This window comes from Paenibacillus aurantius (assembly GCF_032268605.1).
GTDB lineage: Bacteria > Bacillota > Bacilli > Paenibacillales > NBRC-103111 > Paenibacillus_AO > Paenibacillus_AO aurantius.
In genome coordinates this window covers 1,876,284-1,901,701 of sequence record NZ_CP130318.1, presented here as the reverse complement: position 1 = coordinate 1,901,701, position 25,418 = coordinate 1,876,284, and the positions used below count along the sequence as shown (strand labels likewise).

Genomic DNA, 25,418 nt, shown 5'->3' with positions numbered 1-25,418 from the left:
GAGGGCCATACCGGATTATTGGAAGACATAACGGTCCACTCCTTCCCATGGGGTCTTGACGACCGGCAGATCCAGCGTATGCAGAACCTTGCCTTCGGCATCGACAAAGCCGAATTCCTGTTCCTTCCTCATCATTTCACGGTCCGTATTGACGATCGCTTCTTCAAGCGATTCCCGGTCATTCATTCCGTCCACCACCGTCCGGTTCCAGGCATTCGTCAGCTCCCGGGTGAGGAAGTAGGAGCCTGGAAGGTTGGGAACTTCCTTGTACCAGCGCCACTGCTCGAGAATAACCTTCAGATCTTCCTTCGGCCACGGCAGCTTCGTGAACGCTTCGATATTAGCGGTATTCCAGCGGAACTGGATGCCGTTGAATGATTCGAGGTCCGAGCCGTACCGCTCCTGGGTTTCGGCGGACACAAGCCACTTCAGAAACTCCCACGATTCTTTCGGATGCTTCGTATTCTTGTAAATAAACCCGGTCGTCTGCCCTCCGGCGGCCCAGCGGGCTACCGTCCCATCCGCCTGCTTGACTCCAGGTATAGGAGCAATTCCCCACCAGCCGGTTAGCTCCGGAGCCGCCACGGAAAGCGTCACATACGTGTTGTAATCCGCTACTCCGATGGGGAAATCCCCTTTGCGGAAATGCTGATAGAAGCTGGGCACGGACTTCTCCAAATCATAGATATTGAACAAGTCCGTCCACTGCTTGAATCCCTTAAAGGCTGCCGGTGTATTCAAGTTGGTCTTCATGCCGTCGCCGGTAAAGAATTCCGCCCCGTTCTGATAGAAGAAGGTCAGGAAGTCACCGGAAGGCACATAGAAGTTGTAGCCGTTCTGCTGGAGGCTCGGCAGCATGTCATAGACGTCGCCCCACGTGTCCGGCACCTGCAAGCCGAGGCGGTTCAGAATGTCTTTGCGGTAGAACAGCACCTTGAAGGACTGGGTTTCCGGCAGGGCATAGTACCCGCCGTTATAATAGAACGGCAGCAGCGCCCCCGGTGCGAACGTCTTCGTCACTTCCTGGAAATCGGGGTATTGGCTGAGATCGTAAAGGGCATTCCTCATGGCAAAGTCGGTTGATTTGTCCTGCGGCTGGCCCAATGCGACGTCCGGGGAAAGCCCGGCGGCATTCGCCAGGACAAGCAGATTCTCGTTCTGGAGAAGATTAACCTTGACCTTGATCCCATATTCCGGTGTAAACGATTCGTTGGCGAGCTCCTGCAGAAGATTGACATAATCCCGCCCGCGGTTGACCCAAACGTTCAAAACATCCTCGTCCACCTTGGCCGCATCCCTCTTGCGCGTAAAAGAGTACAGGAAGTTACGGAAGGATCCGTTAATCTTCTGCCAGAAACCGGCTTCCATGGCAGGCAGCTCCGCTCCCGCCGGAATAAAGTAAAGCTGATCCAGCTTGAGCGGCGTTTTGACGAGGATCTCCTGAAGGCTGCCCACCTTCTCGATCATATTGGAGATATCCTCCATATGGTAGGGAATGTCATTCGGGTTCTTCAGGTAGTCCTTCAAATCCTGAATGGCCGTTTCCATCGTTTGCAGCGTATTGTCACGGCGGTGGTTGGCCTTCAGCATGCCGTCCGCCATTTTCTCCAGCTCCGCTTTGGCTGTTTCCAGACGCTTGGGAAGATCGGGAAAATCCTGAGTAACCTTCCAGGTGCGGTTGGTATCGACTTCCCCTCCGGTCATCCCGCGGATGTCTTGATCCGCCTGCCTAAGGGCTTCAACCGCACGGTTTCCTTGAATAATCACACTTTGAAAAGGCGCCACCGTCGCCGTCATGCTGATCGTATGCTTGCCTTTCTCAAAGTAAAATTCAAAGGGCTCCGCCGACTCCGTGCCCAAGATAGTTCCCTGCCACTTGGGGGAATAAGGAAACCGGTATGCCAGCAGCTCGCTAAAGGGTACCTTGCCGTCAATCTCTATGGTCCGGAATACGGACATATTGGAGACATAGCTCTGCATGGAGCGCATGGCGATTCGATACCGGCCGCTCTCAGGCACCTCAAACGTCCAACCCGCCTGCTGCCCGCCGGTCTGCCAGCGTTCTCCTCCCAGGGAATTGAAACGGTCATACCCGTCTGCGTAAGGCACCGACAGCGGATCATGATCCGGGGTGAGCTGAATCGCCACATCATTCTTCCAAGCCATTTCCTCCGCCTGTATGGTCACCACCTGACTGTTCTTGGGTTGACCGGCGGGGTATTCCTTGGATACGGTTGGATAGCTCGGGATCGAAACGGGAGGCTGGACGGCAACCGACCCGATGACGACCGGATCGGACCCTGTAAACCGAAGCGTGTGTTTGCCTTTGGTCAAAAACCACTGGAAGGGCTGCGGGTAGCCGCCCGCGGAATCGGTCAGTGTTTGGTTGATCCATTCCTTTATTTCCACGGGCCGCGGGCGGATGTCGTCCCCGAACTCGTCACGCTTGACCGGCAGATTATCCTTGAATTGGCGCCGCAGGGAGACGGCCCGGGCTTCCCGGTAAGGGAAAACGCCGTCCATCTGAAGAGATAGGTTAACCGGTCTTCTCACCGTGGAACCGGCGGGATCCGAATAGGTGTGATAAGTCAGGGCGATTTCGTATAGGCCGTCTTCCGGTATGTCCACGGTGTATTCAATCCAGTTGTCCCGGCCGCTTTTCCACAGCAGAACATTGTTCTTTCCTTCATAAGATCCGCCTTCAGTAAGAGCAGGGTCGGATTGAGCCGCGATGGCGGATCCCGGCAGGGTGATCGTTTGCGAAGCCGGCTTATAGCCTTTCTGCTTCCATTCCTCCGCCACTTCCTGATAGAAGGGCCCCAGCTCGCTCGTCAAGGTGTCTCTCCCGGGCGGGGCCGCTTTGATCGGAGCCGTACGGCCGGCGGCTTCCTCTGCCTGTCCCTCCTGCGGCACCAGGCCCGGTCCAGCCAGCACGGCCAAGGCCAGTACGGCATGAACCCAGCTCAGCAGGCGTCGCTTTTGTTTCATCCCTTCGTCATTCCTTTCCCCGCTATCGGGCATTAATCGATAAGCCGCTCCCCGGAGTCGCAGTCAAAGAACAACGTGCGGTTCATATCCACGGCTACCTCCAGCTTAGTATCCTCTTCGTACGTATAGCGGGGATTGGTCCGAACCGTCAGGTTGGTTTTCCCTCCGACATCAAGGAGTAGGTAACGATCCGCCCCCATCAATTCGCTCAGAAGATGAAGACCGGGAATAACGGCGCGGGGAAAGGCTTCGAACATAATAGGCTCCACACTGATGTTCTCGGGACGGATGCCAAGGGTGACAAGCCGGTTTTCGAGCCGACTCTCCCTCAAAGCAGACGCCTTGCCCGGCGGAATCTCCAACGCAAACCGGTTCGTATGAAATTCCAGCCGCCCTTGCTCTTCCAAAAGTCTTCCTTCGATGAAGTTCATAGGGGGAGATCCGACGAAGCCGGCCACAAACGTATTGGCGGGGTTGTTATAAATTTGCTCGGGAGTATCGACCTGCTGGATAATTCCGTCCTTCATGACGACGATCCGGCTGCCCATCGTCATCGCTTCCGTTTGATCGTGCGTAACATAGATGGTGGTGACGCCAAGCTGTTTATGGAGCTTGATGATTTCGGTTCTCATCTGCACCCGAAGCTTCGCATCGAGGTTGGACAGCGGTTCGTCGAGCAGGAACACCTGCGGTTGCCGGACAATGGCGCGTCCCAACGCCACCCGCTGGCGCTGGCCTCCGGAAAGCTGCTTCGGCTTCCGATCGAGAAAGGATTCGATCTCCAGCACGCGGGCGGCTCTTTTGACATTCAGATCAATTTCGTGCTTGGGGAGCTTGCGCAGCCGGAGGCCGAAAGCGATATTCTCATAGACGGACATGTTGGGGTACAGGGCATAATTTTGAAACACCATGGCAATGTCACGGTCTTTAGGAGGCAGGTCGTTAATGAGCTGGTCTCCGATATATATTTCTCCTTTGGAGATATCCTCGAGTCCCGCCACCATCCGCAGGGTAGTCGACTTCCCGCAGCCGGAAGGGCCGACGAATACCATGAATTCCCCTTCCCGAATCTCCAGATCGAAATCCTTGACCACGGGCAAATGGTCTTTGCCATACTGCTTGTAAACGTGATTGAACAGGATACGCGACACTTTAGCTAATCCCCCGTTCCAGTTGGATTGGAAACGCTTTACTAACAGCCTAAAGGACCGGTGTGAAGATGGTGTGAAGGAAATAAAAAAAGAACCGCGATTCCGCGGCCCCTTCTCCTCCATCCCCCTACCGGGAAGTTTTATTTGTCCTGCCCCCCTTCCATTCGTTTCCGGTAATTCGTCGGGGTCATCCCGGTAAACCGTTTGAAGAGTTTGGAAAAATACACCGCATCCTGGTAGCCGAGCTTCCAGGACAGGTGCTGCACGCTCATTTTACTGTGCCTTAAGAGCAATTTGGCCTCCTCCATCTTCAGCTGGGTCACGTACTGGAGGAACGATACCCCTACCTTCTTCCGGAATAGTTTGCTCAGCCAAACCGGGGAGATAAAGAGATGGCCCGCCACCTCTTCGAGCGTGACCCGCTGAGACAGGTGAGAGCCGATGTAATCGATGGCCTTCTGCATAAGGTCTCCGGTTTGCGGGTTAACGAGTTCACCCAAATGCAGGAAGTGAGCGGCAACCCGCTCGCGGAGCTGCCCTTCCCCTTCTGTTTCTCCAAGCTGCTCCTCCAGCCTCGAGGCATCCAGAACAGGATGCTGGAGCGCGCCGGATTGTTCAAGAAAGCGATGAATGTCCTTTATCCACGCAAGGGTTCTTGCTTCCAGGGGCAGCCCGGCATCTGGAGAAGGAGGCAGCAGGGAGGCGGGAAACCGCTGCAGCACCTCGCGGATCCCTTTTTTGTTCCCGGCGAAGAGCTCGTCCAATAAGCGCATTTGATCCGAATGGCCATCCTTCTTCGTTCTCAGAATAGCAGCGGTCCGATCGTAACGAAGAACTTTATTGCCCACAAAGCGCTGATAAGCCAAAGCTTCCATCGCCTGGGTGAGCCGATGCGGCCATTCTCTCCAATGGGAGGCCAGCCTGCTGATGCCAATGGCGATCCGACCGTGGGTATACCGTTCCATGCTGGCTACCCAATTCTGCGTAATGGTTTGAACATGGTGCAGGGCCTGCTCTTCCCCTTCCTGCGACATCTGTTGCGGGAGTCCGGCGACAAGAATCCACCGGTTCCTGCCTTGCGGAAGCAGCACCGTATGCTCCAGAGGCTCGGTTAACTCGCTCAGCACATTATCCATGGCGAACTCGATCAGCTGCCGGTCCTTCCAATCCTGAATGGCATTCTTGTAGCCGCTCAGCTCAATGGCCATGACGGCACTGGGCAGCGTGCGGATCCACTCCAGCTGCAGGGGACGAATCGTTTCAAGGAAGGTCTTGTCGCTGTAGAAGCTCTTGCCTTTAACGAGGCGGTTAACGAACTTCTGCTGAAGCTGCAGCTGGGTTTTCCTCCACATTTGCAAACTAACCTTGCTCTCCCGCTCCCATTCCCGGATCATTCGGACCACCACATCCTCCACCTGCTGAGGCTGGACAGGTTTAAGCAGGTAATCCACCGCTCCCAGCTGGATGGCCTCTCTAACCGTATGAAAATCCTCCCGTTCACTCCAAAAGGCTATTTTGTGAGGATGTTCCTCCCTTATAAGAAGCTTCACCCAGTCAGACTCCCCGCCGCCGGGCAGCTGAATCTCACTCAGGATAAGCTCCGGTCCCCTTTCCTTTGCGATACCAGCCAAGCAGCTATACTGACACAACCATAACACAAAATACCCAGTCAGAATAGATTAACTAAGGCGATTCAGTCGATTATTCGATTAAATATGTAATAATACCTAACATTAAATAAGGTTTTAGCTGTTTCGATCCATTTTGTATAGGAATACCTCACTCCAACTTGACACTAAATGCTTTATAATTTAGTTCAAAGGCAGATTAAGGGATCAAGAAAGGGGGGCTATATCCGATTATGAAAGCCGTGAAGCTCGCCTGTCAGATCAGCTTGATCACTTTGTTCGTACTCGCCGGTCACCTCTTGGCGGAGCTGTTCCGCGTCAACATTCCGGGCAGCATCATCGGGTTGCTTTTGTTATTCTTGAGCCTCCAATGCCGCCTAATCCGGCTAGAATGGGTGGAAGGCGGCGCGTCCTTCCTGCTCGCCGAGATGCTCATTTTTTTCGTTCCGGCCGCTGTCGGAGTCATGCAATACGGGGACCTGATCGCCGCCGAGGGCCTCCGGATCACCCTCGTGATTATCCTGAGTACCATACTCGTCATGTCCGTTTCCGGACTGCTAGTCGATTATATGAACAAAAAAAGGAGAGAAACGGACTTATGACCATCCTTATTCCCATCCTCAGTTTGATTGTGACCGTTGGAGTCTATTTGCTTTCCAAGAAAATGTATAGACGGTGGAAGTGGTTCGTCTTCTCCCCCCTGCTCGTCAGTCCGGTCGTGCTCATCGGCTGCTTGTTGGCCACCCGTACCTCCTACGACGCCTATGCCTCCGGGACGCACGTTCTGCTTGATTTGTTGAAGCCCGCAACCGTCGCCTTCGCCATTCCGATCTACAAGCATCTTCCCCTGCTGCGGAAGCATGCGGCCGAGCTTATCGTCAGCGTAATGCTCGGGTCGCTTTTGGCTTTTGCCTCTTCCATCCTGATCGCCCGGTTGTTCGGTCTGGAGCTGTCCATGCTGGCGAATTTGGCGCCAAGGTCTGTCACGACACCGATTGCGATGGCCATAACCGAGAAAATAGGGGGCATCGCCTCCTTGACGGCGGCTTGCGTCATCGTCACGGCGATTCTCGGGATGTTCCTCGGTCCTTTGCTGATCCGCTTGCTTTCCATTCAAACGCCCATCGCCAAAGGTGTCATGCTCGGGATGGGGGCACACGGAGGCGGCACCTCGAAGGCCTTTGAGTTCGGGCCTGTGGAAGGTACGGTGTCCTGCCTGTCCATGATTGCGGCGGCGGTCGTCAGTCTGGCTTTCGCCCCGTTGACCTTTCCCCTCCTGATGAATGTCCTCCGCTGATGCTTTCCGTGTAACGTATCATGGCTGCCGTTCATCGCGGAATATAGCGAATGAGTGTGATAATCGCTCCGTAAATATCGTGGTTCGCTTGGTGGTGTGAATCACTCCACCATGACCGACCGCACCAAGACGCATCTGACGGACATGTTAGCAGCCGGCGGAGCGAAAGGCCATACGCTGGCGAATATGACTTTGCTTTCCTTGTTTGGCAATAGATTTCCTGTCCCAGCTCGAGGCATCGCGACCGCCCGTTAGATAAGGGATTTGGTCATGATCCAATCGATTTGTTTTTCTTCCCCCATGTAGAAAGCGTGGTCTCCCGTTTGAACAAACCCCATTTTTTTATAAAAGCGGATGGCATTCTCATTTTTTTCCCAAACCCCTAACCAAATTCTCTCTTTATTCCGCTCTTTCGCTAGTTCTATAGCTTTGTTTATTAGATCCTTACCAAGCCCTTGTTTATGATACTTCTTCCTTATATAGATCCTCTCGATTTCGAGCGAATCACGCCCCATTGCCTCCGATTGCGCGTCATCCGTATTGATCTTTAAATATCCGGCCATTTCCCCATTTGCATAAAGAAAATAAAATTCAGAAGAGGCACGGGATAATTCTTTCTCCAATTGGGACAGGTTAAACGCTTTTTCCAAATAGGCTTTCATGGTTTCGGGTGAATTTTGATTTCTAAAGGTCTCTTTAAAGGTTTCGATACTAATCTCTTGAAGCAGACCTAAATCGTCAACGGTGCACCTTGTCATCTGTATAGTCATAGGACCCTCCTTGATATAGCTCAATAATTTCTCTTGTTTCCTTTCTTTACATGTTCCCAGTCCGTTTCTATATTTCTCCTGATTCTTTGCAAAAGGTTGTACAGGATTTCTTCTTCGCTCTCGGAGAATCCCCTTAGGGCAACGGTGTTGGAATGATCATTTTCCCTCTTGATAAAAGGATAAACCGCCTTTCCTTTCTCTGTAGGAAACAGTTTTTTTATTTTTTTGTTATGTTCATCATCTCCCTTCTCAATAAAGCCGTTCATCTCCAGCTTCTTTACAGCCCGGGCCGCCGTGGTTCGATCCACCTTAATCATTTCAGCTACCTTCTCTTGAATAATCCCTGGAGTCTCACAGATCCGCACGAGGTATAAGTATTGTCCTCTGGTCAGATCGAGATCTTTAAATTCTATATTGCTAATGGAGTCTAATGCCCTTGCGATCATTCCGATTTCACGAAGAATTTCCTTCATATTAACTCCTTAGGACGTATTAACTGCAACTAAATAATAGCCTTTTTATGTTGCATTTGCAACAATAAGACTGGCCCTAAATCTTTATTCAAGCACCCCATGATTCGGCTGGCGATGCTTGTCTGCCAGTGGATGAAGTTCCTTTAGAAATTCTGTTAAGCCGGTTTGGGCACGGTGTAAAATGAACTTTTTTCCTGGAAGAGTCACTGGCCGGCCATCTGCTTGCGGTATTCTTTGGGCGAGACTCCCGCTATTTTGTTGAAGATATGCGTGAAATAATTGGAGTCGTTGAAGCCCGTGGCTTCGGAAATTTCGAATATTTTCATATCTGTACTTTTCAGCAGAAGCTTCGCTTTTTGTACGCGCAGGTTCTGGATATAGCCGGTTACACTTTCCCCGGTTTCCTTTTTAAACATATTACTGAAGTAGCTGGGGTTGAGATGGACATGGGCCGCCACCTCGGCCAAGCCGCATACCCCCATGTATGACTCTTCAATAAACCGGATAGCCTGCTTGACCGGATTATCATTCTTGCTGGCAAGCCAGTTATTGTGGGACTGCAGGAATTCATGAATATATCCCTGCAGCCATGCCGCAATATCCTCCGGCGTCGCACATTTGTAGACAGTATCCCACTCTATGGGGCGCACAGCCATTTGCCATTCGGGAAACTGGACCTGCACTAGCCGAAGAATGGCAGCAGCCAGCAGCAGCGCTTCAATCTTGGCGGTTTGCGGGGGCAAATGGCTGATCCGGACGGCTTGCTCCTGCAGCTCACGGCTCAGCCGGCTGTTATCCTCCGACATAAGCCAGGTTACAATTTCCTTCTCCTTCTCGTAAAGCGCCGTCTGGTTGAGCAGTGATTCATTGGCAGAACCGTAGTCCCTGTCCCCTTCCCGGCAATAGCGTCTGTAGCCCTGACGCAATTCCTCCGTATTGGCGCATAGCCCTTGTCCGCTGTATTCAAGAGCCAGCCTCAGATAATGATGGACCGAATCGGTGAGTATCTGCGGCCATGAGGGGGATGTATCCGGCTGGGAAGCACTCCGGTCCACCAATAAAGCCCACTCCGATGCGTTCATGGGAAACAGGCGAAAGCCGCCGGGAAACCATTTATTCAAGTGCTCCCCGGCAATATTGGCGAAAGCAAACTGCAAAAGCGGCACATCCTCGGCGGAATAATGCTTCTCCGGGGGGAAATAGGTAGGAATACGGAGAAAATGCAGCTCACATTGCTTCAACCGCTTCAGCAGTGCCTCCACCTTTTCCCCGCTGCAGGGCATGCCCATAATGGCCGAGCGCAGCTCGCTGTCTTCATGCTGGCGCTTCCAGCCCTCCACCAAGAGCTGAGACTGGCTTTCTTCAATCAGCTGCACATAAATCCGCTCGAGTACGCTTAATATATCCGTTTCCACACAAGGCTTCGTGATAAAGTCCAGCACACCGAACTTGACGGCGGACTGGGCATACGAAAAATCCTTGAATCCGGTTACAATCACAATCTTCGTCAGCCAGCCGCGTCTTCTGATTTCTTCTGCCAGCTGCAGACCATCTATATGGGGCATCCGGATATCGGTCAGCAAGAGATCCGGGACACAATTCTCCATCATTAACAAGGCGTCCCGGCCATTGGCCGCTTCCCCAGTCACCACCCACTCGGCGGACCGCTTCCCCACCAGTTTCAGCAGCCCCTTGCGGAAGTTAGGCTGATCCTCTGCAATAAACAACTTGCCCTTCACCCGTTTCCCTCCTCATGACTCCCCAGTGTCCCGGATTTAATAGGAAGCGTCATGTGAACAACCGTTCCTTTTCCTTTACTACTGGTAATTTCCACTCCATATGCGGGTCCGTATACCAGTTGAATGCGCCGCAGCACACTTTTGTAGCCGATTCCTGTCTTATCGCCGTCCGGCAGTATAGCCTCCGCCTCTGTCAAGGTTCTCAGGGTTTCTTTATCCATACCGCATCCGTTGTCAGCCACCACGATATGCAGCGCCTCATTTAACAGGAACGCTTTAATCCGCAGCACCCGGTCTTTCTCCATATCACGGAAAGCGTGCACAAAAACATTTTCCACCACCGGCAGCAAGAGGGATCGCATCATCCGCAGACTCAGCAGGGACTCCTCAGCTTGGATAATGGTTTCAATCCCGCCGGTGAACAGCTCTGTCTGGATCTTGATGTAATTGCGGATCTGGTGCAGCTCTTCGCCAAGAGTCGTATCCGTCTGGACAGATTTAAGGGAATACTTCAACATCTCCGAGATGGCGTTGATCAGAAGCGCCGCCTCCTCCTGATCGTTGCTGTACAGCTTCCAATACAGCTCATTGAACAGGTTGTGCAGATAATGAGGGTTCAGCTGTGCCTGGATGGCCTTCAGCTCCGATTCCCTCTGGCTGATCTGGGCCAGATATACCTTATTAATCAGCTCGCTCACTTGCTCCGCCATGCTGTTGAAGCTGTCTCCGATGAAGCCCAGCTCATCGCCGGAATCCACTTTGACACGGACCGTGAAATCGCCGGAACGCAGCATACGCAGTCCCTGCATCAGATGGGCAAGAGGAGTGAGGAGCGTCCGGGTGGAAATCGTAATAAGTAGTGCACTGAGCAGGATCACGCCGATTCCGGCAAATGCCAATACCTGGATGATGTCTTTATTTTTCCTCTGTATCTCCTGCAAGGAAGCCCCTCCATATAGGGTAAAACCTGCCGGAATCAGCTCGTGGCGGACAAACAGATAGGTGATGCCATTCATTTTGACATAACGAGGATAATGTGCCTTTGTCAGTTGCACGAGTTGCTCCATCTCGCTCTGATCGTTATTGGAGTAGAGCACACCGCCTGCAGGCTCCAGCAGCAACACCTTGCCGCTGCTGTTCTCCGTAAGATCACGCAGCACCTTGGATACCAAGCTTTCCTCCATCACCATCACCATGGTGCCGTACGGGATCAGCCTCTCATTGAGCATCCGTCTGGCTGCAACCAGAACCGTTCTGCGGCCCTCCGGATCAATGGTGCTGGCCGCCTCGGCTCGGCCCCAGACCATATTCCCCCGATGGGGCTTAAGCTTTTCCATCATCCTGGTCAAGTCATCCGTTCCCGGCTCTCCCGACGCACCGGTTTTGGAGAGAGCCGTCATTTCCCCGTCCTCATTGTACAGGAAAACGGAACGGATGGACGGCGCATCCACCAGGAGCATATTCAACTGTTCTTCCACATACTTGCGGTTCTTGAATTGGGTGTAGGAATCGTTTACGGGAACGACGTTCTCCCTGAGGAACAGTTCGATGGACGGATTCAGGATAATGGATTGGGATACGCGGTTGATTTCCTGGAAGGTCATCTCCAGTCTGGCCAAAGCCTGTTCGTTGGCGATGGAGAACTGCTTGCTGATTTCATCCTCCATTAACTGGATATTTGACCGATAAACCATCCAGCCTGCCAAGGCAAAGGCAAGTGTTACCATACACGAGAGCAGCACGATCAGTTTGATCTTGAAGCTGCCCTTTATTTTTCCGGCTATATAACCCGGCCAGCTTGTCGGATGCAGTCGACTCCCCTCCCCCTTTGAATTTCATACTGTGTTATAAAACGCTTCCTTCCAAGCAAACAAGGTTTACATTTTACCTGTCTACGTAGGAAGGAAGCGCGTCACGTTCCGGTCCGGTTTACCTGAATTATTTTAAAGCTTCATACAAGGCAATAAGAGCAAGGGACTGTCCGTATGCCATTGGCATAATGGTAATGTTTTTATAATGGTCTTTATCCATTCCCATACCGGTTCCGGCTGACACATTCAGCACGGTTCCATCCCCGCTGATATTTTGACAAACCGCCTGGATGGCCATGTCTGCAACAGCCTGATAGGAGGAATCCAGAATACCGGCTTTTATGCCTTTTAGGATACCCGCGGCAATTGCGGCCGATCCGGATACCTCTTCATAGCTGGTTGGGTCTTGCAGGACGGTGTGCCATAGACCGGAAACGGCCTGGAGCGGAACCAGAGCGTTGACCTGAGCCTTATACGTATCGACCAGAAATTGACGGACACCCGGGTTCATCGTATCCTGGCAAGTTTCCAGGTAATCGACGAGGCCGTAGGTGAACCAGGAATTGCCGCGGCACCAGAAGATGCTGCCAAAATTATCATTGCGCTCGAAGCTCCAGCCGTGGAAGAACAGTCCGGTATGTTTGTCGAACAAGTACTTGATATGGAGCAAAATCTGGTGTACTGCTTCTTGCTCCCACTCCGGCCGATTGAACTTGCGCCCGGCCTGGTTCAGAAACAGAACCGCCATAAAGAGCGTATCAATCCATAACTGCCCATTGTGCAAGTGGATTCCATCCCGGTTGCCAATGGCAGTGACTGTATGCTGGAAGCCGCCTTCCTTGGTCTTGGGCAGCTCATGAACGAGCCAGTCCGCGTGATCCCGGCATAACTGTTCCAGCTGGTTGGAAGGCTCAAGCTGATCTAGGAGCAGAACCAGAGCCAGATAAGGGGCGGTCGTATTAATGTTTTTTGACGGCAGACCAACCTCAAAATTGCGGGAATACCAGTTCTGAAAAAACTTTATATAGCGGTGATCGCTGTAATACTCCTGCAGCTTGTACAGACCATAAAGACCGATGCCCTGGGGCCAGTCCCATTCTTCAATTCCGAAATCCCGCTGGACAATTCCTTTTCTTGTATCGGCCTGGACCACGGTTTTATCCTTTTCATAGTCGCTGCCGCCCAGATTCATAAGCTTGTCCACTACTAGTCCGATTTTTTGAAGCAGCATTTCATTTGTCATGATTCCTATACTCCTCCTCATATAAAATGTTCCGAAAGCAAACTTGGCCCGGCCTTTGCCGAACCAAGTCCGCATTTATCCTATTCCAGGCCCTTCAGCCCTTACTTGTGTTGGGAGCGGACCAACTCCAGGATATCCTTACCTAGGAAGGCTCTGCCCTTATTTTCTTTATACCAGGTATTCATGAATTCTTCTATCTGTTTGCCGCCGCCTCTCTCCCAGGCAGCTTTGGCATCTACAATGGCCTGCTCAGGGGTATATGGGGCCCCGCCGATAATGCCTTTGGTATAGATGTCCTTCATTTCCTTGTCGATATTGGTATTGATCACTACCAACTCGCTCGACAGGGTAGGCATATGCTCATAGTGACTCAGCGCGGGATACTGGGCCTCGGGATTAAGCAGAAACTCGTCGGCTTTCTTCAACATGTCCAGACCAGCCTTCTGGTCAGGATCACTCATGTCGAACGCAGTGGTGGAAATCAGAAGCGGATTCTCTGGGATCGAGTAAAACATGGAGTAGTCCATGGCCCAATCCAGTTCCTTGGCATTCTTCGCAGGATCAATGACCTTGGGAAAACCGTCCGCACCTTTTTTCCAATGCTCTCCTTCCATACCTTTTTTCAGAATCAGACTGTTCTCCGGCTTGATGATGAAGTTAATATATTCCATAGCAGCCTTGGGATTTTTGGCCGCGGCATTGATCACCGTGGTCATTTGAACCGGATTGACCACATGGTGAACGAATTGCCCCATGGAAGACTTGGGCTGCGCCATTGGCGCAATCTCCGCCTCCGGAACAATCTTGCGGAGCGTTTTGACGTCCGTTACCGTACTCTCAAACCAGTTGCTGACAACAGGAGGAAGATAAACGCCTATTTTTCCGTTCAGATAATCCTGCTTGGCTTTGGCTCCATTCTTGTCCGCCAGGTAATCCTTATCGATAAGCCCTTCCTCAAATAACCTTTTCTTGAACTTAAGAGACTCCAGCGTATTATCCCAAGTTCTGATAATTTTGTCATCATTGGAGATTTTCCAGCCGTACGAGCCGAACATGGAATCCACCATGCCGTCCGAGGTGTAGCTCATATTGGTTCCATAAGTATCCTTCTTCCCGTTGCCGTCAGGGTCCTGCTCAACGAATGCTTTCAGAACGACAAGCAATTCGTCGGTGGTCTTCGGAACCTCAAGCTTCAGCTTTTTCAGCCAATCCATCCGGATAAAGGCTACACTCTGCAGATGGGGCTCATTAATTTTACCAATTTCGTAAAGCTTGCCGTCCGGCTTGGTGCCTATTTTGCGAAGCTGGGGGTACTTCTCCAGCAGCTTCTGGTATTCAGGGGCATATTGCAAGTAATCGTCCAGAGGCATCAATTGCTTCTGCTGGTACAGGGAATTCCGGAACCCCGTATCATAATCATTGACAATATCCGGCGCACTGCCCGATGCGAACAACACATTCAGCTTCTTGACTGCCTCTGCCCGGGCCACCGGCACAAACTTGGCCGTAACGGGAGAATGCTCATTGATCCACTTGGTCCAACGGTTGTCCTCAACCGTTCCCTCCGCTGCGGGAATATTGCCCCTGTCATAGTTGGAAACGGTAATTGTGGCTTTTCCTTCAGCTTGCCCTTCTGTCCCTTCTTCCTTTTGACTGCAACCAGCTGCCCCTGCTGCCATAACCGCCGACAGTCCCAGCGCTAACGTAATCTTCATTTTTGGTGCCAATGTTTGTCCAAACATGTGGAATCCCCCTCATCAATCTATGATACATTTCCTTGTTGCCGCTAACCCTTGATAGAGCCAAGCATAATGCCTTTGACAAAATATTTCTGCAGGAACGGATATACCACCAGCATAGGCACAACCATAACCACAACCCCAACCGCTTTCAGCTTTTCGGATACCATTTCCTGCTGCTGCATCATATCCATGGCCGACATATTGAAGTTCCCCTGAATTTGCAACATCCCCTGAACGATAACAGTAAGATTCTGCAAATTCGTCTTATTGATGTAAAGAATAACGCTCATGAACATGTTCCAGTAGCCCACTCCGTAGAATAACGTCAGCGTAGCCAACATGGGAAGAGACAAGGGCAGTATGATGCGCATGAGCAGTTGGACCTCGCCGCAGCCATCAATCTGGGCGGATTCCGCCACTTCTCCCGGGATGCTCTCAAAATAGCTTTTCATAATCAGCATATTATAGGTGCTGATCAGCCCGCCAAACCAGAGGGACCAGTAAGTATTGGTCAAATGCAGGCTATTCATGACCAGATATGTAGGGATCATCCCTCCACTGAAGAGCATGGTGAACAATGCGGCCGTTGTGATCGGTTTGCGGGCGTAGAGGTAACGGCGGGATAAGGGATAGGCCGTCAGCACCGTGGCCAGCATGCTCAAGGCCGTTCCGCATAAGGTAATGATCACGCTGTTGGTAAAGGCGCGTAAGGCCGGTGTATTCTCAAAAAAGTATATGTAAACGGTGAAATCAAGCCCCACCGGCCAGAACCAGACTTGACCCAGGTCAACCGCATGCCCTGAGCTTATGGACAGCGCAATCAGATGCAGGAAAGGCAGAATGCAGGTGAGTGAAATGATGATCAATACCACGTGAATAAAGATTACAAAAATTTTTCCGCCTGTGGATTCCCTCAAGAGGATTTCCCTCCTTTCTTCAGAATAAGCCCTGATCGAATTTACGGGCTAATGCATTAGCCGACAGCACAAGCACCAGACCGACAAAGGATTCAAACAAGCCCATGGCTGTAGTCAGGCCAAACTGGGCCTGCTGCAGCCCCACTTTGTACACGTAGGTGCTGATGACCTCCGCTTTCTGCAGGACTGTGGGATTCTGCAAATTGTAAACCTGGTCAAATCCTACCTCCATCAGACGGCCCATTCCAAGAATCAGCAGCAGGATAATCGTAGGACGGATGCCTGGCAGGGTGATATGCCAAATCTGCCTAAGCTTGCCTGCGCCGTCCATCCCTGCGGATTCGTACAGACTGGGGTCAATGCCGGAGATAGCGGCGAGATAGATAATAGCGCTGAAGCCCATCTCCTTCCACATGCCGGAGCCGATAAAGATGGCGATCCATGAGTTCGAGCGGTACAGGAAAGGCACAGGCTCCATCCCCCATTGGCCCAGCAGCTTGTTGATGGTGCCTCCGTCAATGGAGAACAGAGTCAGGATAATGCCTGCAACGATAACCCAGGACAAAAAATGAGGCAGATAAATAATGGTTTGAATCCAGCGCTTCAGCCAGCTCTTCCGGACCTCATTCAAGGCAATGGCAATAATAATCGGCGCAGGGAACCCGAAGATCAGGCTCAGTACGCTCAGGTTAAGGGTATTCCAGATAATTTGCAGCGTGACGTTGGACTGGAATAGAATCTCGAAATACTTCAAGCCGACCCACGGACTTGACCATATGCCATCGCGAAAATTGTAGTTCTTGAAAGCAATCACAAGACCGCCCATAGGCAAGTAGCGGAATATCAGATAATAAAGCACTCCCGGTATAAGCATGACAAATAGCGGAATATTCTGCCGAAACCGCTTTGTCTGGTAAAAAGCCTCTTTCGCTGCCGGTGCTCTATCCGTTCCTACGGCGGCAGGCGTTGTTTTCATGGTTTCCCTTCTTTCCTACTGAAAGTTTTTGTTGGATGTGATGCTTATAATGTACCGCGGTTCGTCCATTCCGGGCCTTAAAAATCTTTAGGTCTTTCTGTGCGATTTTTGTTTCTCCTTCCAATCAGCAGGAGTTTCCCGGATTCATCGGACCATTAAAGCCGGGAGCGTAAAGCAAAAAACAAGGAGCCGGGCGGATGTTCCCGCTTGGCTCCTTGTTTTGCCTGCGTCCGCAAAGCTCCTGCCACTGCTGCTTGCAGCAGTCTGTCCGGCGTAACGGTGCAGAACAGTAATCAGTTGTTCCCGGGTAATGGAAGCTTCAGGGTGTAGTTGGGATAGTGAGATTACTGCCGCCAATTTGGATATCTACGCCGCTTTTACCGCTGTCCTTTAGATATACACCCACACTAACAACACAAGGAGCTGTGTAGCCGCCGTCATTAGTCGTTACAGTAATAACTGCTGTACCTGCGGCATGAACGGTTACATGCCCATGTCCATCCACGGTAGCTACAGCCGGATTGGAACTGCTCCAGGACACCGTCTTGTTGGCTGCGTTAGCGGGTGCCACATTGGCGTTAAGCTGGACTGTCGAAGCCCCATGGTTGGTATATCGTTGGGCGGTGGTCTGCTTAAGGCTTACACCCGTCACATGGACTGGCTGAGTCCCCGGATTTTCCGAATCAGTGTACAAGCTTACGGTTACTGTACATGTATCGCTGTAACCGCTGTCTTCCGTGGTTACCGTAATAACAGCTGTACCTGCGGCATGCACCGTCACAAGCCCATTTCCATCCACGGTAGCTACTGCCGGATTGGAGCTGCTCCAGAACACAGCTTTGTTGGCTGCGTCAGCGGGTTCCACCTTTGCGATAAGCTGGATAGTCGAGTCCCCATGGTTGGTATACCGTTGGGCAGTGGTCTGATTCAGGCTCACCCCGATGACATGCTGAGTATAGACTGCAATGGTCAAACCCACAGGGGGACTAGCTTTATGGGTATCCGTCTCAGAGTAACGAACCCAATAAGTCCCGGGAGAAAGATTGGCGATCGTATCCCCTTCTACCCTCAACCAAGTGCTGCCATTGTCGGAGGACCACTCCATGGAGGGGTTGACCCCGGTGATACGTCCATCGTTGGCCCCAACCGCTGTTTCATCGGTGTGATTGAGCCCCTCGGGCGCAGCCTTCGGTCCTCCGATAACCATCGCTTTGAAATCGTCAAAGTCGATGGAGGCGTTGGCATAGCCATCGATGCCGAACCGCTGGGCTGTCAGCTTGTCGCCGCCTGTGTGTCGGAAGTTGTAGTCCGTGGCCACCTCAACATCGTCTATATAGACGGTATAAGTCTTGGCGTCCCAGTTTGCCACCATTTTGATTTTGTACCATTTATTTAACTGAGAGTCTTTGACCTTGACCTTGGTGGATGGTCCATTCTGGACTATAATTTTCCCCGTATCAAAGGCTGTAACCATGGAATAATTGCCTGTGCCGCTGTCATTTCGCACCATGGCGCTATTGGCGTATTGGAAGCTAGTGTTTAGTCTGGCGCGGTATTCGATGACGATACGCTGATCTGCCTCAGCCTTTACCTCGCCTGCATACGGCAGGAATAGGTTTGCCTTGCCCGATGTAGCGGTTGTGGTCAGCCGTAGGAATTTATTCCCGGCCTCTTCCTGTACCGTGGCGGTAGCGCCATTGGTCAGATCCTCGGTGGTAATGCCATAAGGGTACTTGCCAACCGTATCGCCGGAGAAATCCCGGTAAGCGTTATAGATTACGCCGTTCTGAATGCTGTTCAGCGAACCTAATAAAGCTTCTTCCGCTTGAGCAAGCTTATCCAGCTCCTCGTCAAACTGCTCTTTGCTCAGATCGGCGTTTACAGCCATCTCTTCCGCCTTGTTCACTTCGGCCACGAACGCATCATACTTGGATTGGCTATAGTTGCCAAGCCCGTCGCCCAAAGGATAGGAGAAATTCGCCAGCTTGCTGCGGAGTTGATTCACAATCTCATCGAGGCCCCATCCCGGAATAACATTTACGGCAACGGTGGAAGGAAAATCGTGGCCATCTAGCTTTAGTGTGACAGGCACCTGAACAGTGCCCAGGGAGCTGAAGTCAAGTCCCTCCGGCTCCCAGCTGACAATCTCTGCCTTCTTCGACTGACTGTTGTAGACAACATCAACAACGCCGGGCTGCCTAGGAGCCACTCCGGAAGGAATCTTCTCTACGGAAGCAACCTGAACCGCATCGGAAGCTGCAATAACGGTCAAGCTGAACGCAGCTTTCTTTCCGTTGTATTCGGCTGTAATAAGAGCTGTGCCCGGTTTAATCGCATACACCGATTGGGTCACAGAATCCGATTCCACCCTGGCCACCCCAGGATCGCTGCTGGTATACTGGGCAGCCGCTGTCACATTCTGCATCTCATAATTGTTATAACGTGCGGTTACCTGCAATGGTCCGCTTTTCTGCCCGATAGTCAGGATGCTTGGCAAGCCGCCGATGGCAACGGCCTGCACCGCTTTAAGCTCCGCTGCAACGGTAACCGTGGCTGTAGCCGTTTTCCCGTTATATGTCCCGGTGATTGTGGTACTGCCCGCACTTACAGCCTTAACCCTAACCCCACCGTCAATAACGGCAACCTTCGTATCGGAAGAACTGAAGATGGCTCCTGTGTCAACAGCGGTATAGGTAGTGCCTGTTACGTTATACAGGGGCAAGCTGCGACTTTCACCGAGCCCCAACGTGTACCCCGGGGCATCGAATAACATTTCCGATGCATCCAGCTTAAATAGATCCAGGCTGTCAATTTCGGCAAGGTTGTTCCCCTTTGAGAAGCGGAGAATATTGTTACCTTCCCTTAGATAGACTTTCGCCGTGGAGAGCCCCCAACGATTCGTACCGGAATAGACAATGTTCAAATTGGCGCCGGAGCTCCCGTTGACCGACAAGATATGGGAGGCATCGGCCGCATTGGGTGATCCGTTGGCATTGCGCACGGACAGCATATAAAATCCCGTCTCCGGCACGTTTACGGTAAACTGGGCATAATCTTTGGCGTTCTTGATGTTGGCGATCTTCATTCCGCCGGAAGCGGTGCTTTCCATCCGGACAGCGGGAGAAGTTTCACCGCTCGGATCCTTCACCAGCAGCCCGTTTTCCGCTTCATAGCGCTTCCGCAGCGGCTCGCCCGAAGGCCTTTCAATCGGTGTGTTCGGATCGGCCGGCTCCCCCAGATTCGGCGTATTGTCTGCGTTCCACGTGAACTTCTGCGTGTGGACTTTACGGGTCCATCCCGATCCCGGCCAGCGGGCGGCATGGTAGATGATCCAGTCCTCTGAACCGTCAGGGGACGTGACGATGCTGTGGTGGCCCGGGCCGTAAACGCCATTGGCGCTGGAGAAGATCGGCCTGTCTTTTTTCACCCAGGAGCCGGGATTCATCAAATCGTCGCCGATCTTGGCCGTAATGACCCCAAGACAGTAACTGTCTGTCCAGCTTCCGTTTGCGGAATAGATCAGATTGATCGTGTCGCCCTTGATCGTAACCTCGGGGCCTTCGTTGATTCTGGCCGGGGACGATTCCCAATCATATTCAGACGTCGAGAGCAATACCCGTTCCGAGCTGATGGTTCGCGGATCACTCATCTGCGCAATATATAGATTCTGGAAGCTCCCGTCCGTTTCTTCCCAACCGGACCAGATGAAATAGTGCTTCTCATTTACAGTCAGCACCGTGCCATCGATCGCCCAACGGTCGGTAGAATCGGCAATCTTCCCTTTGAACACCCAGGTGCCGGTCAGCGGATTTTCACTGGCGTTCTCCAGCACGTACATGCGGTGATTTGCGTTGGTTCCGTTGTCAGCCGCAAAGTAAATAAACCATTTGGATTTGCCGTCGGTATCCTTGAGATAATGCATTTCCGGCGCCCACACATTGGAGCTGTACATGGTGCCCTTAACCGGTGTCCAGGCCAGGCTCCTCTCCCCCGCCTCAATGCCGGTGATGGTCTTCGCTCTTCGGATCATGATGCCGCTGGAGTTGGCAAATGCGTTGTAGTAATAGCCGTCCGTGTGCTTGTAAACCCAGGGATCGGCTCCTGTCTGCATGATGACATTGTAGAAATCCGACACATTCTTTCCCTCCTGCTCAGACGCCGAATCCGGCTTAGCTGACATCGGCTCTGCCGCCGCAGCCACTCCGCTCCATTGCGGCAGCATCAGCAGTACTGCGAGACAAAGCAGATAATGTCTGAATTTTTTTTTGACCATGTGCAATCCTCCTTGGAATCATATCATCCTGTTGTCTATGGCGTTCCTGTTCACCTGGAGAAGCCAAAGGATTCCCCCGCGAAACGAACTGTCTAAGCACCGCCATTCAGCCCTGATGAGTTGCCAAATTCGCCCTTCTTATCTGCTGGAACGGCAATCGCCGTATCCTTGACCGCCGATGATACATCGGCGATAGCAGTGCCGTGTCCCTCTGTTGCCGCTGTGATGCTATGGCTGGTCAAAGCAACGCTGTCCACCACATTGACACTGAGCACAGCCGGATTCCCAAGATTAAATAGGATAGAGAAGTCCGCCTTATCACCGCTCTTCACCCCCAGTGCGGCCATAGTTTCGCGCTTGATGGTCAACTTATCTCCGCTGACCGTATAACCATCCGTTCCCAATGTGCCATTGTAAACGACACCTTTTACTGTTGCTGCGTATACCACCCCGGTCACAGACTTGGCTTCATTCCATATGATGCTGGCGCTTACACCCCCGGGAACATAGAGATCATAGGTGGCCTTTTCAGGATTAACATCCGCGTCCTTCTTGGAGACAGTAATTGTGAAGTCCTTGGAGTAGTTCACGCCGTTCTCGCTTCCTTCTTCAATCGTAGCGGTGACAACGACTGTTCCCGCTCTTGTCGCGGACAGCACATTCCCATCTAGGGTGGCTCTTGTTTGCCCGGCATCCTTGATGCTCCAGGTGATGCTCTTGCGCGTAGCCCAATCCGGTGAGACTGTTCCGAAGAGGGTCAGCTTCTGTCCTGCCTGCACTGCCGCCGGGACAGCAGTAATGTCCGACACCGCGTGGAATGTAGTGTCATAAAGGTTGCGCAGCTCAATCTTAAACCGCTGGTTGTCTTTCCCCTCGTCATCAGCCAACCGCAGAACAGCGTTGTTTCCTTTGGATGCTTCATTGACCGTAATCACCTTTCCGTTGCTTTTGTTGATCACTTTGTAATAATCGCCATCCTTTTCCAGACGCCACTGTTCCGTATCGGAGGGAGTGGGGGCAGCTTCAATGGTCTGATTTAGAATAAGTTCTTGACTATCTGAATCAGGCTTGATATCGAGGAAGCGTGCGCCACGCATAACTAGGATCCGGTAATAACCTGTCCCCAGATCCAGGAATCGCACCAATTGACTATTGGTATCGCCATTGGAATATTGGATAACGGCTGCTCCTTGATTGAACTTCTCACCGGCCACACTCAGCGCCTTGCCGCTATGCTTCGGCTGGATTTTCACCATCTTCTCGGGGGTAAGTTCCCTAGCCTTCGTGCTGATGAAGCCTCCGCTGAATTTATCCAGGATCAGGCTGTCTATATTGAGCTGTCCGGTATCCCCTTCCTCACGGCGGAATTCAATACTATTCTTCCCCGCTTCCAAATTGACCGTCTCGGTCGCGTCCGTCCAGGTATCCCAATTCTCTGTCGGCGGCAAGGAAACTTGTTTGATCCGTTTGCCGTTCACATACATGCTCATGGTTCGATTCGACGATTGTACACCCGAATAGCGCAAGGTTGACGTGTAGGCCGCTGTATAGGGGACATTCACCTCAAACCCGATAGAATCCCCTTTTTTCTGGAATAATCCGACATAACCGTTGCCTTCAAACCATAGACGGTCTCTTCCGATGCCCACCGTGCCTGAGAGGGTTGCTGCTTCTGCCTGATATTTCCAGGGTGTGCGCTTATTCAGATGAATATGATCGATATGGATAACACCTGAATCTCCGTCCGCATTCTTATAAGTGATGCTGTTTTTCCCTTTGTTCAGGGGAACGGTTACAATCTGTTCCTTCCACACCTTGACACCTCCGGAGTAGGGAAAGACCATGTCCTGCACAGGCGTGCCATTCACCTCCAGCGACAATGTTTTGCCGCCCTGTTCTGTGGCGTACCGCAGCTTGAGATCGTAGGAAGCCGCATACTCGATATCCACAGAGAATTCCACGGACGAGTTCAATTGGGAAAGACCACTCACATAACCGATTCCCGTATTTCCATGCTGAGCCTGAACGACCCTGGCATCCGCTCCACCTGTCGTTTTGGCGGATTCCGCCTCATACGTCCAGGTCGCCGCTTCGGTAACGGAGATATAGTCCAGATTGACATTCGCCGGATCGCCTCCGTCACGCTTATAGGTGATGACATTGCTTCCTTCCTTCAGGAATACATTGTCATATCTATCGGCCCACTTGTCCCATTTCTTCAGACCGAAGAAATTGACTTGTTTGATCTTGGTGCCATTCACATACATGGACAAAGTTCGATCTTCCCCGGTCCCAGCTCCATAAGCCAGCTTGACCGAATAGCTGCCCGCGTGAGGAGCGTTTACTGTAAAGCTGATCGCCGCGTTCGGCTTCGTGAACCCTCTGACAAAGCCTGAACCGCTATATCCCGTATGATCTTGAGCAATTCCCGTGCCGCCGGACAACTCTGCGCTCTCCGCTTCATACAAGACACTTTTCTTGGCAATGATTGCATCCAGCCCCAAAGCGCTTTTGCCGGAAAGACGTACGATGTTGCTGCCGTCATTCAGCCGGATGTTGTGAACGGTTTTTAAGTCGAAGTTCAGCTTGTTCTCCGGTCCAGCATTAGACGGAAATACAAGCGCCGTGGGAGCCTCCTGGTTCACGCCCAATGTCATGTTGACCGGTTCTGTCGTATTGTTGTTGTAACGGAAGTCCAGCGAGTAAATCCCCCCTGCATTAGTGTTGACTGTAAACTCTACATAGTCGCTGTCATTGCTATTGCTGTACCGGACATATCGGCCGGACGAGGCATAGATGCTGTTCATGGTTGCTCTTACAGCCCCTGATAATTGCGCGTATTCCGCTTCATAGATTTCGCTCTTCTCCTCCCCGGAGGGGCGGCTAAGCACGGTGCCGGGGTTGGAAGGGATGCCCAGATTGATGAAGTCATTGTCGTCCCAATTGATCCGCTGGGCGCGAACCTCTCTGTTCTTGCCGCCTTGACTATGTGTGGGTATGCCATGGTATGTAATCCAGTCCTCTGTCCCGTCTTCGGATTTCAGGAATAACGGCGAGCCTGTCGAATAAGAACTGTTTTCATCCGAACGTTTCATGATCGGTTCGGGATGTTTATTCCATGCCGCTTCATTCTCCACACTTTGGTCCAGATCGGCCCAAGACAGGCCGATAGCATAGTTATCACTCGTGTAGCTGCTGGCGGAATAGGCAAAATACGCTTTTCCGTTTCGCTCCACCACGGCTGCGCCTTCATTAACATTATCAACATACTTCTCCCAGTCGTATGTCGGCCTGGCTAACGTAATCTCTTCGCCTTCCAATGTCCACGGGTTTTTCATTTTGACAATCGTGGGACATTCATCAAATCTCTCTTTTCCCGTTTTTGGATCTATAAAATAGAAATATTTGGTGTAGGTAAGGTATCTCTGCCCATGGATGGTGACAAAGCCGGTAGGCAGTCCATAGCTTTGCGTATTCAGCAACCCCTGTTGGGGTGTAAGTCCGTCTCCATTATCATATGTTCCCTTCAGTTCCCAGGTCCCTTCAAATGGATCTGGCGAGCTGTTCTCCAGAACATAGGAGCTGGGATGGCCATAAGCAAAGCGCCCCGCTTTATCACTAATCTTCGGACCGGAAGCGAAGTAGATGTACCATTTGCCATCGATCCTGTGCGCATCGGGCCCCCATATAAATTCCAGGTTTTCAGGTAACTTCCATACCTCTTTACTCTTCGCGGTGGAAACACCAAGAATGGTTTCATGCTGTTTCAATACAACATTGCCATCGCCTGCCGCCGAATAATAGTACCCATCGTCTTGCCGTTCAATGGTGGGGTCGGCTCCTTTCATCAGCGGGTTAAGATAATGGGATGATACATCCGCATAGGCGATATGGGTCAGCATCATGACGAGCAGTACCGCTAGGGACACGGAAACCAAACCAATTCTCCTCATTGCACCAATTTCCTCCTTAGGGAATTTTATTTGGAGCTTTTCGACAGGCAGGAAATGATCACCAACAATAAACCGCTTTCCTTTCCACTAAAAGCTTCGCTCCATGGATGCTTACACTGTACTGTGATCCCTCCATTCCAGGCCTTAAGAATCTTTAGGTCTTTCTGTACGATTTTTGTTTTTACCTTAAATCCGCTTACTTAGTACAATCACAAACGGGTAAAGGCAAGACTAAAAGGCATGAGTCCAGTATCTCCGTGACTCCGAGAGGCCAAATCCTGCGGACAATAACGCGCTTACAAAATCTGCAATACCATGGCTTTCGCTATATTCCGGCCCGCGCGGACCGGCCATAATTGACTTTCCTTATCTATATCCCCCGGCATGTAATAGATAAACTCTGCGTATTCATGGTCCTATTCCTGAAGCATAGCCGTTCCCCCTTGACCGTCTTCTC

At 51.7% G+C, this 25,418-nt stretch carries 15 protein-coding genes; 2 read left to right on the top strand and 13 right to left on the bottom strand.

The genetic code is table 11. The features are described from left to right. Window positions 1-15: 15 nt before the first annotated feature. From MJA45_RS08905 to MJA45_RS08895, 3 genes are all read right to left on the bottom strand, one after another. Window positions 16-2,988 carry an extracellular solute-binding protein gene (locus MJA45_RS08905; RefSeq protein ID WP_315606906.1) on the bottom strand — a complete coding sequence of 991 codons (2,973 nt, stop codon included), beginning with the start codon at window positions 2,986-2,988 and terminating at the stop codon, window positions 16-18. A gap of 32 nt (window positions 2,989-3,020) precedes the next feature. Continuing rightward, the gene (locus tag MJA45_RS08900; RefSeq protein ID WP_315606905.1) at window positions 3,021-4,139 is read right to left on the bottom strand and encodes an ABC transporter ATP-binding protein; all 1,119 of its coding nucleotides are present in this window, start codon (window positions 4,137-4,139) and stop codon (window positions 3,021-3,023) included. 140 nt (window positions 4,140-4,279) lie between these two features. Continuing rightward, complete coding sequence (locus tag MJA45_RS08895; protein ID WP_315606904.1) at window positions 4,280-5,770, bottom strand: response regulator transcription factor; 1,491 nt, start codon at window positions 5,768-5,770, stop codon at window positions 4,280-4,282. A gap of 230 nt (window positions 5,771-6,000) precedes the next feature. Here MJA45_RS08895 and MJA45_RS08890 point away from each other — a divergent pair, with 230 nt between their 5' ends. Then, a complete protein-coding gene (locus MJA45_RS08890; protein ID WP_315606903.1) occupies window positions 6,001-6,369 on the top strand; it encodes a CidA/LrgA family protein in 369 nt (122 codons plus the stop codon). Then, window positions 6,366-7,064: an LrgB family protein gene (locus MJA45_RS08885; RefSeq protein WP_315606902.1), complete on the top strand. Its 699-nt coding sequence runs from the start codon at window positions 6,366-6,368 to the stop codon at window positions 7,062-7,064. Before MJA45_RS08890 ends, MJA45_RS08885 begins: the two co-directional genes overlap by 4 nt. Before the next feature lie 251 nt (window positions 7,065-7,315). Here MJA45_RS08885 and MJA45_RS08880 read toward each other — a convergent pair whose 3' ends face one another. The 10 genes from MJA45_RS08880 to MJA45_RS08835 all read right to left on the bottom strand — a co-directional run bounded on the left by MJA45_RS08880 (window position 7,316) and on the right by MJA45_RS08835 (window position 24,961). Continuing rightward, window positions 7,316-7,834 (bottom strand): spermidine/spermine N(1)-acetyltransferase, encoded by a 519-nt coding sequence (locus MJA45_RS08880; RefSeq protein WP_315606901.1) that lies wholly within the window; start codon window positions 7,832-7,834, stop codon window positions 7,316-7,318. Between the two features lie 20 nt (window positions 7,835-7,854). After that, window positions 7,855-8,307, bottom strand: a complete 453-nt coding sequence (locus MJA45_RS08875; RefSeq protein ID WP_315606900.1) for a MarR family winged helix-turn-helix transcriptional regulator — start codon at window positions 8,305-8,307, stop codon at window positions 7,855-7,857. 203 nt (window positions 8,308-8,510) lie between these two features. Next, complete coding sequence (locus MJA45_RS08870) at window positions 8,511-10,046, bottom strand: response regulator transcription factor (protein WP_315606899.1); 1,536 nt, start codon at window positions 10,044-10,046, stop codon at window positions 8,511-8,513. Further along, window positions 10,043-11,740, bottom strand: a complete 1,698-nt coding sequence (locus MJA45_RS08865) for a cache domain-containing sensor histidine kinase (RefSeq protein WP_315606898.1) — start codon at window positions 11,738-11,740, stop codon at window positions 10,043-10,045. The genes MJA45_RS08870 and MJA45_RS08865 overlap by 4 nt, the downstream gene beginning before the upstream one ends. A gap of 244 nt (window positions 11,741-11,984) precedes the next feature. Beyond that, window positions 11,985-13,100: a glycoside hydrolase family 88/105 protein gene (locus MJA45_RS08860; RefSeq protein ID WP_315606897.1), complete on the bottom strand. Its 1,116-nt coding sequence runs from the start codon at window positions 13,098-13,100 to the stop codon at window positions 11,985-11,987. A gap of 101 nt (window positions 13,101-13,201) precedes the next feature. After that, entirely contained in the window at window positions 13,202-14,842 is a 1,641-nt protein-coding gene (locus tag MJA45_RS08855; RefSeq protein ID WP_315606896.1) for an extracellular solute-binding protein, read from the bottom strand. Between the two features lie 44 nt (window positions 14,843-14,886). Continuing rightward, window positions 14,887-15,759, bottom strand: coding sequence for a carbohydrate ABC transporter permease (locus MJA45_RS08850; protein WP_315606895.1), 873 nt, complete (start codon window positions 15,757-15,759; stop codon window positions 14,887-14,889). A gap of 19 nt (window positions 15,760-15,778) precedes the next feature. Then, complete coding sequence (locus tag MJA45_RS08845) at window positions 15,779-16,735, bottom strand: ABC transporter permease (RefSeq protein ID WP_315606894.1); 957 nt, start codon at window positions 16,733-16,735, stop codon at window positions 15,779-15,781. 319 nt (window positions 16,736-17,054) lie between these two features. Further along, entirely contained in the window at window positions 17,055-21,008 is a 3,954-nt protein-coding gene (locus MJA45_RS08840) for a family 43 glycosylhydrolase (RefSeq protein WP_315606893.1), read from the bottom strand. Between the two features lie 92 nt (window positions 21,009-21,100). Beyond that, entirely contained in the window at window positions 21,101-24,961 is a 3,861-nt protein-coding gene (locus MJA45_RS08835; RefSeq protein ID WP_315606892.1) for a CBM35 domain-containing protein, read from the bottom strand. Between the last annotated feature and the right edge of the window lie 457 nt (window positions 24,962-25,418).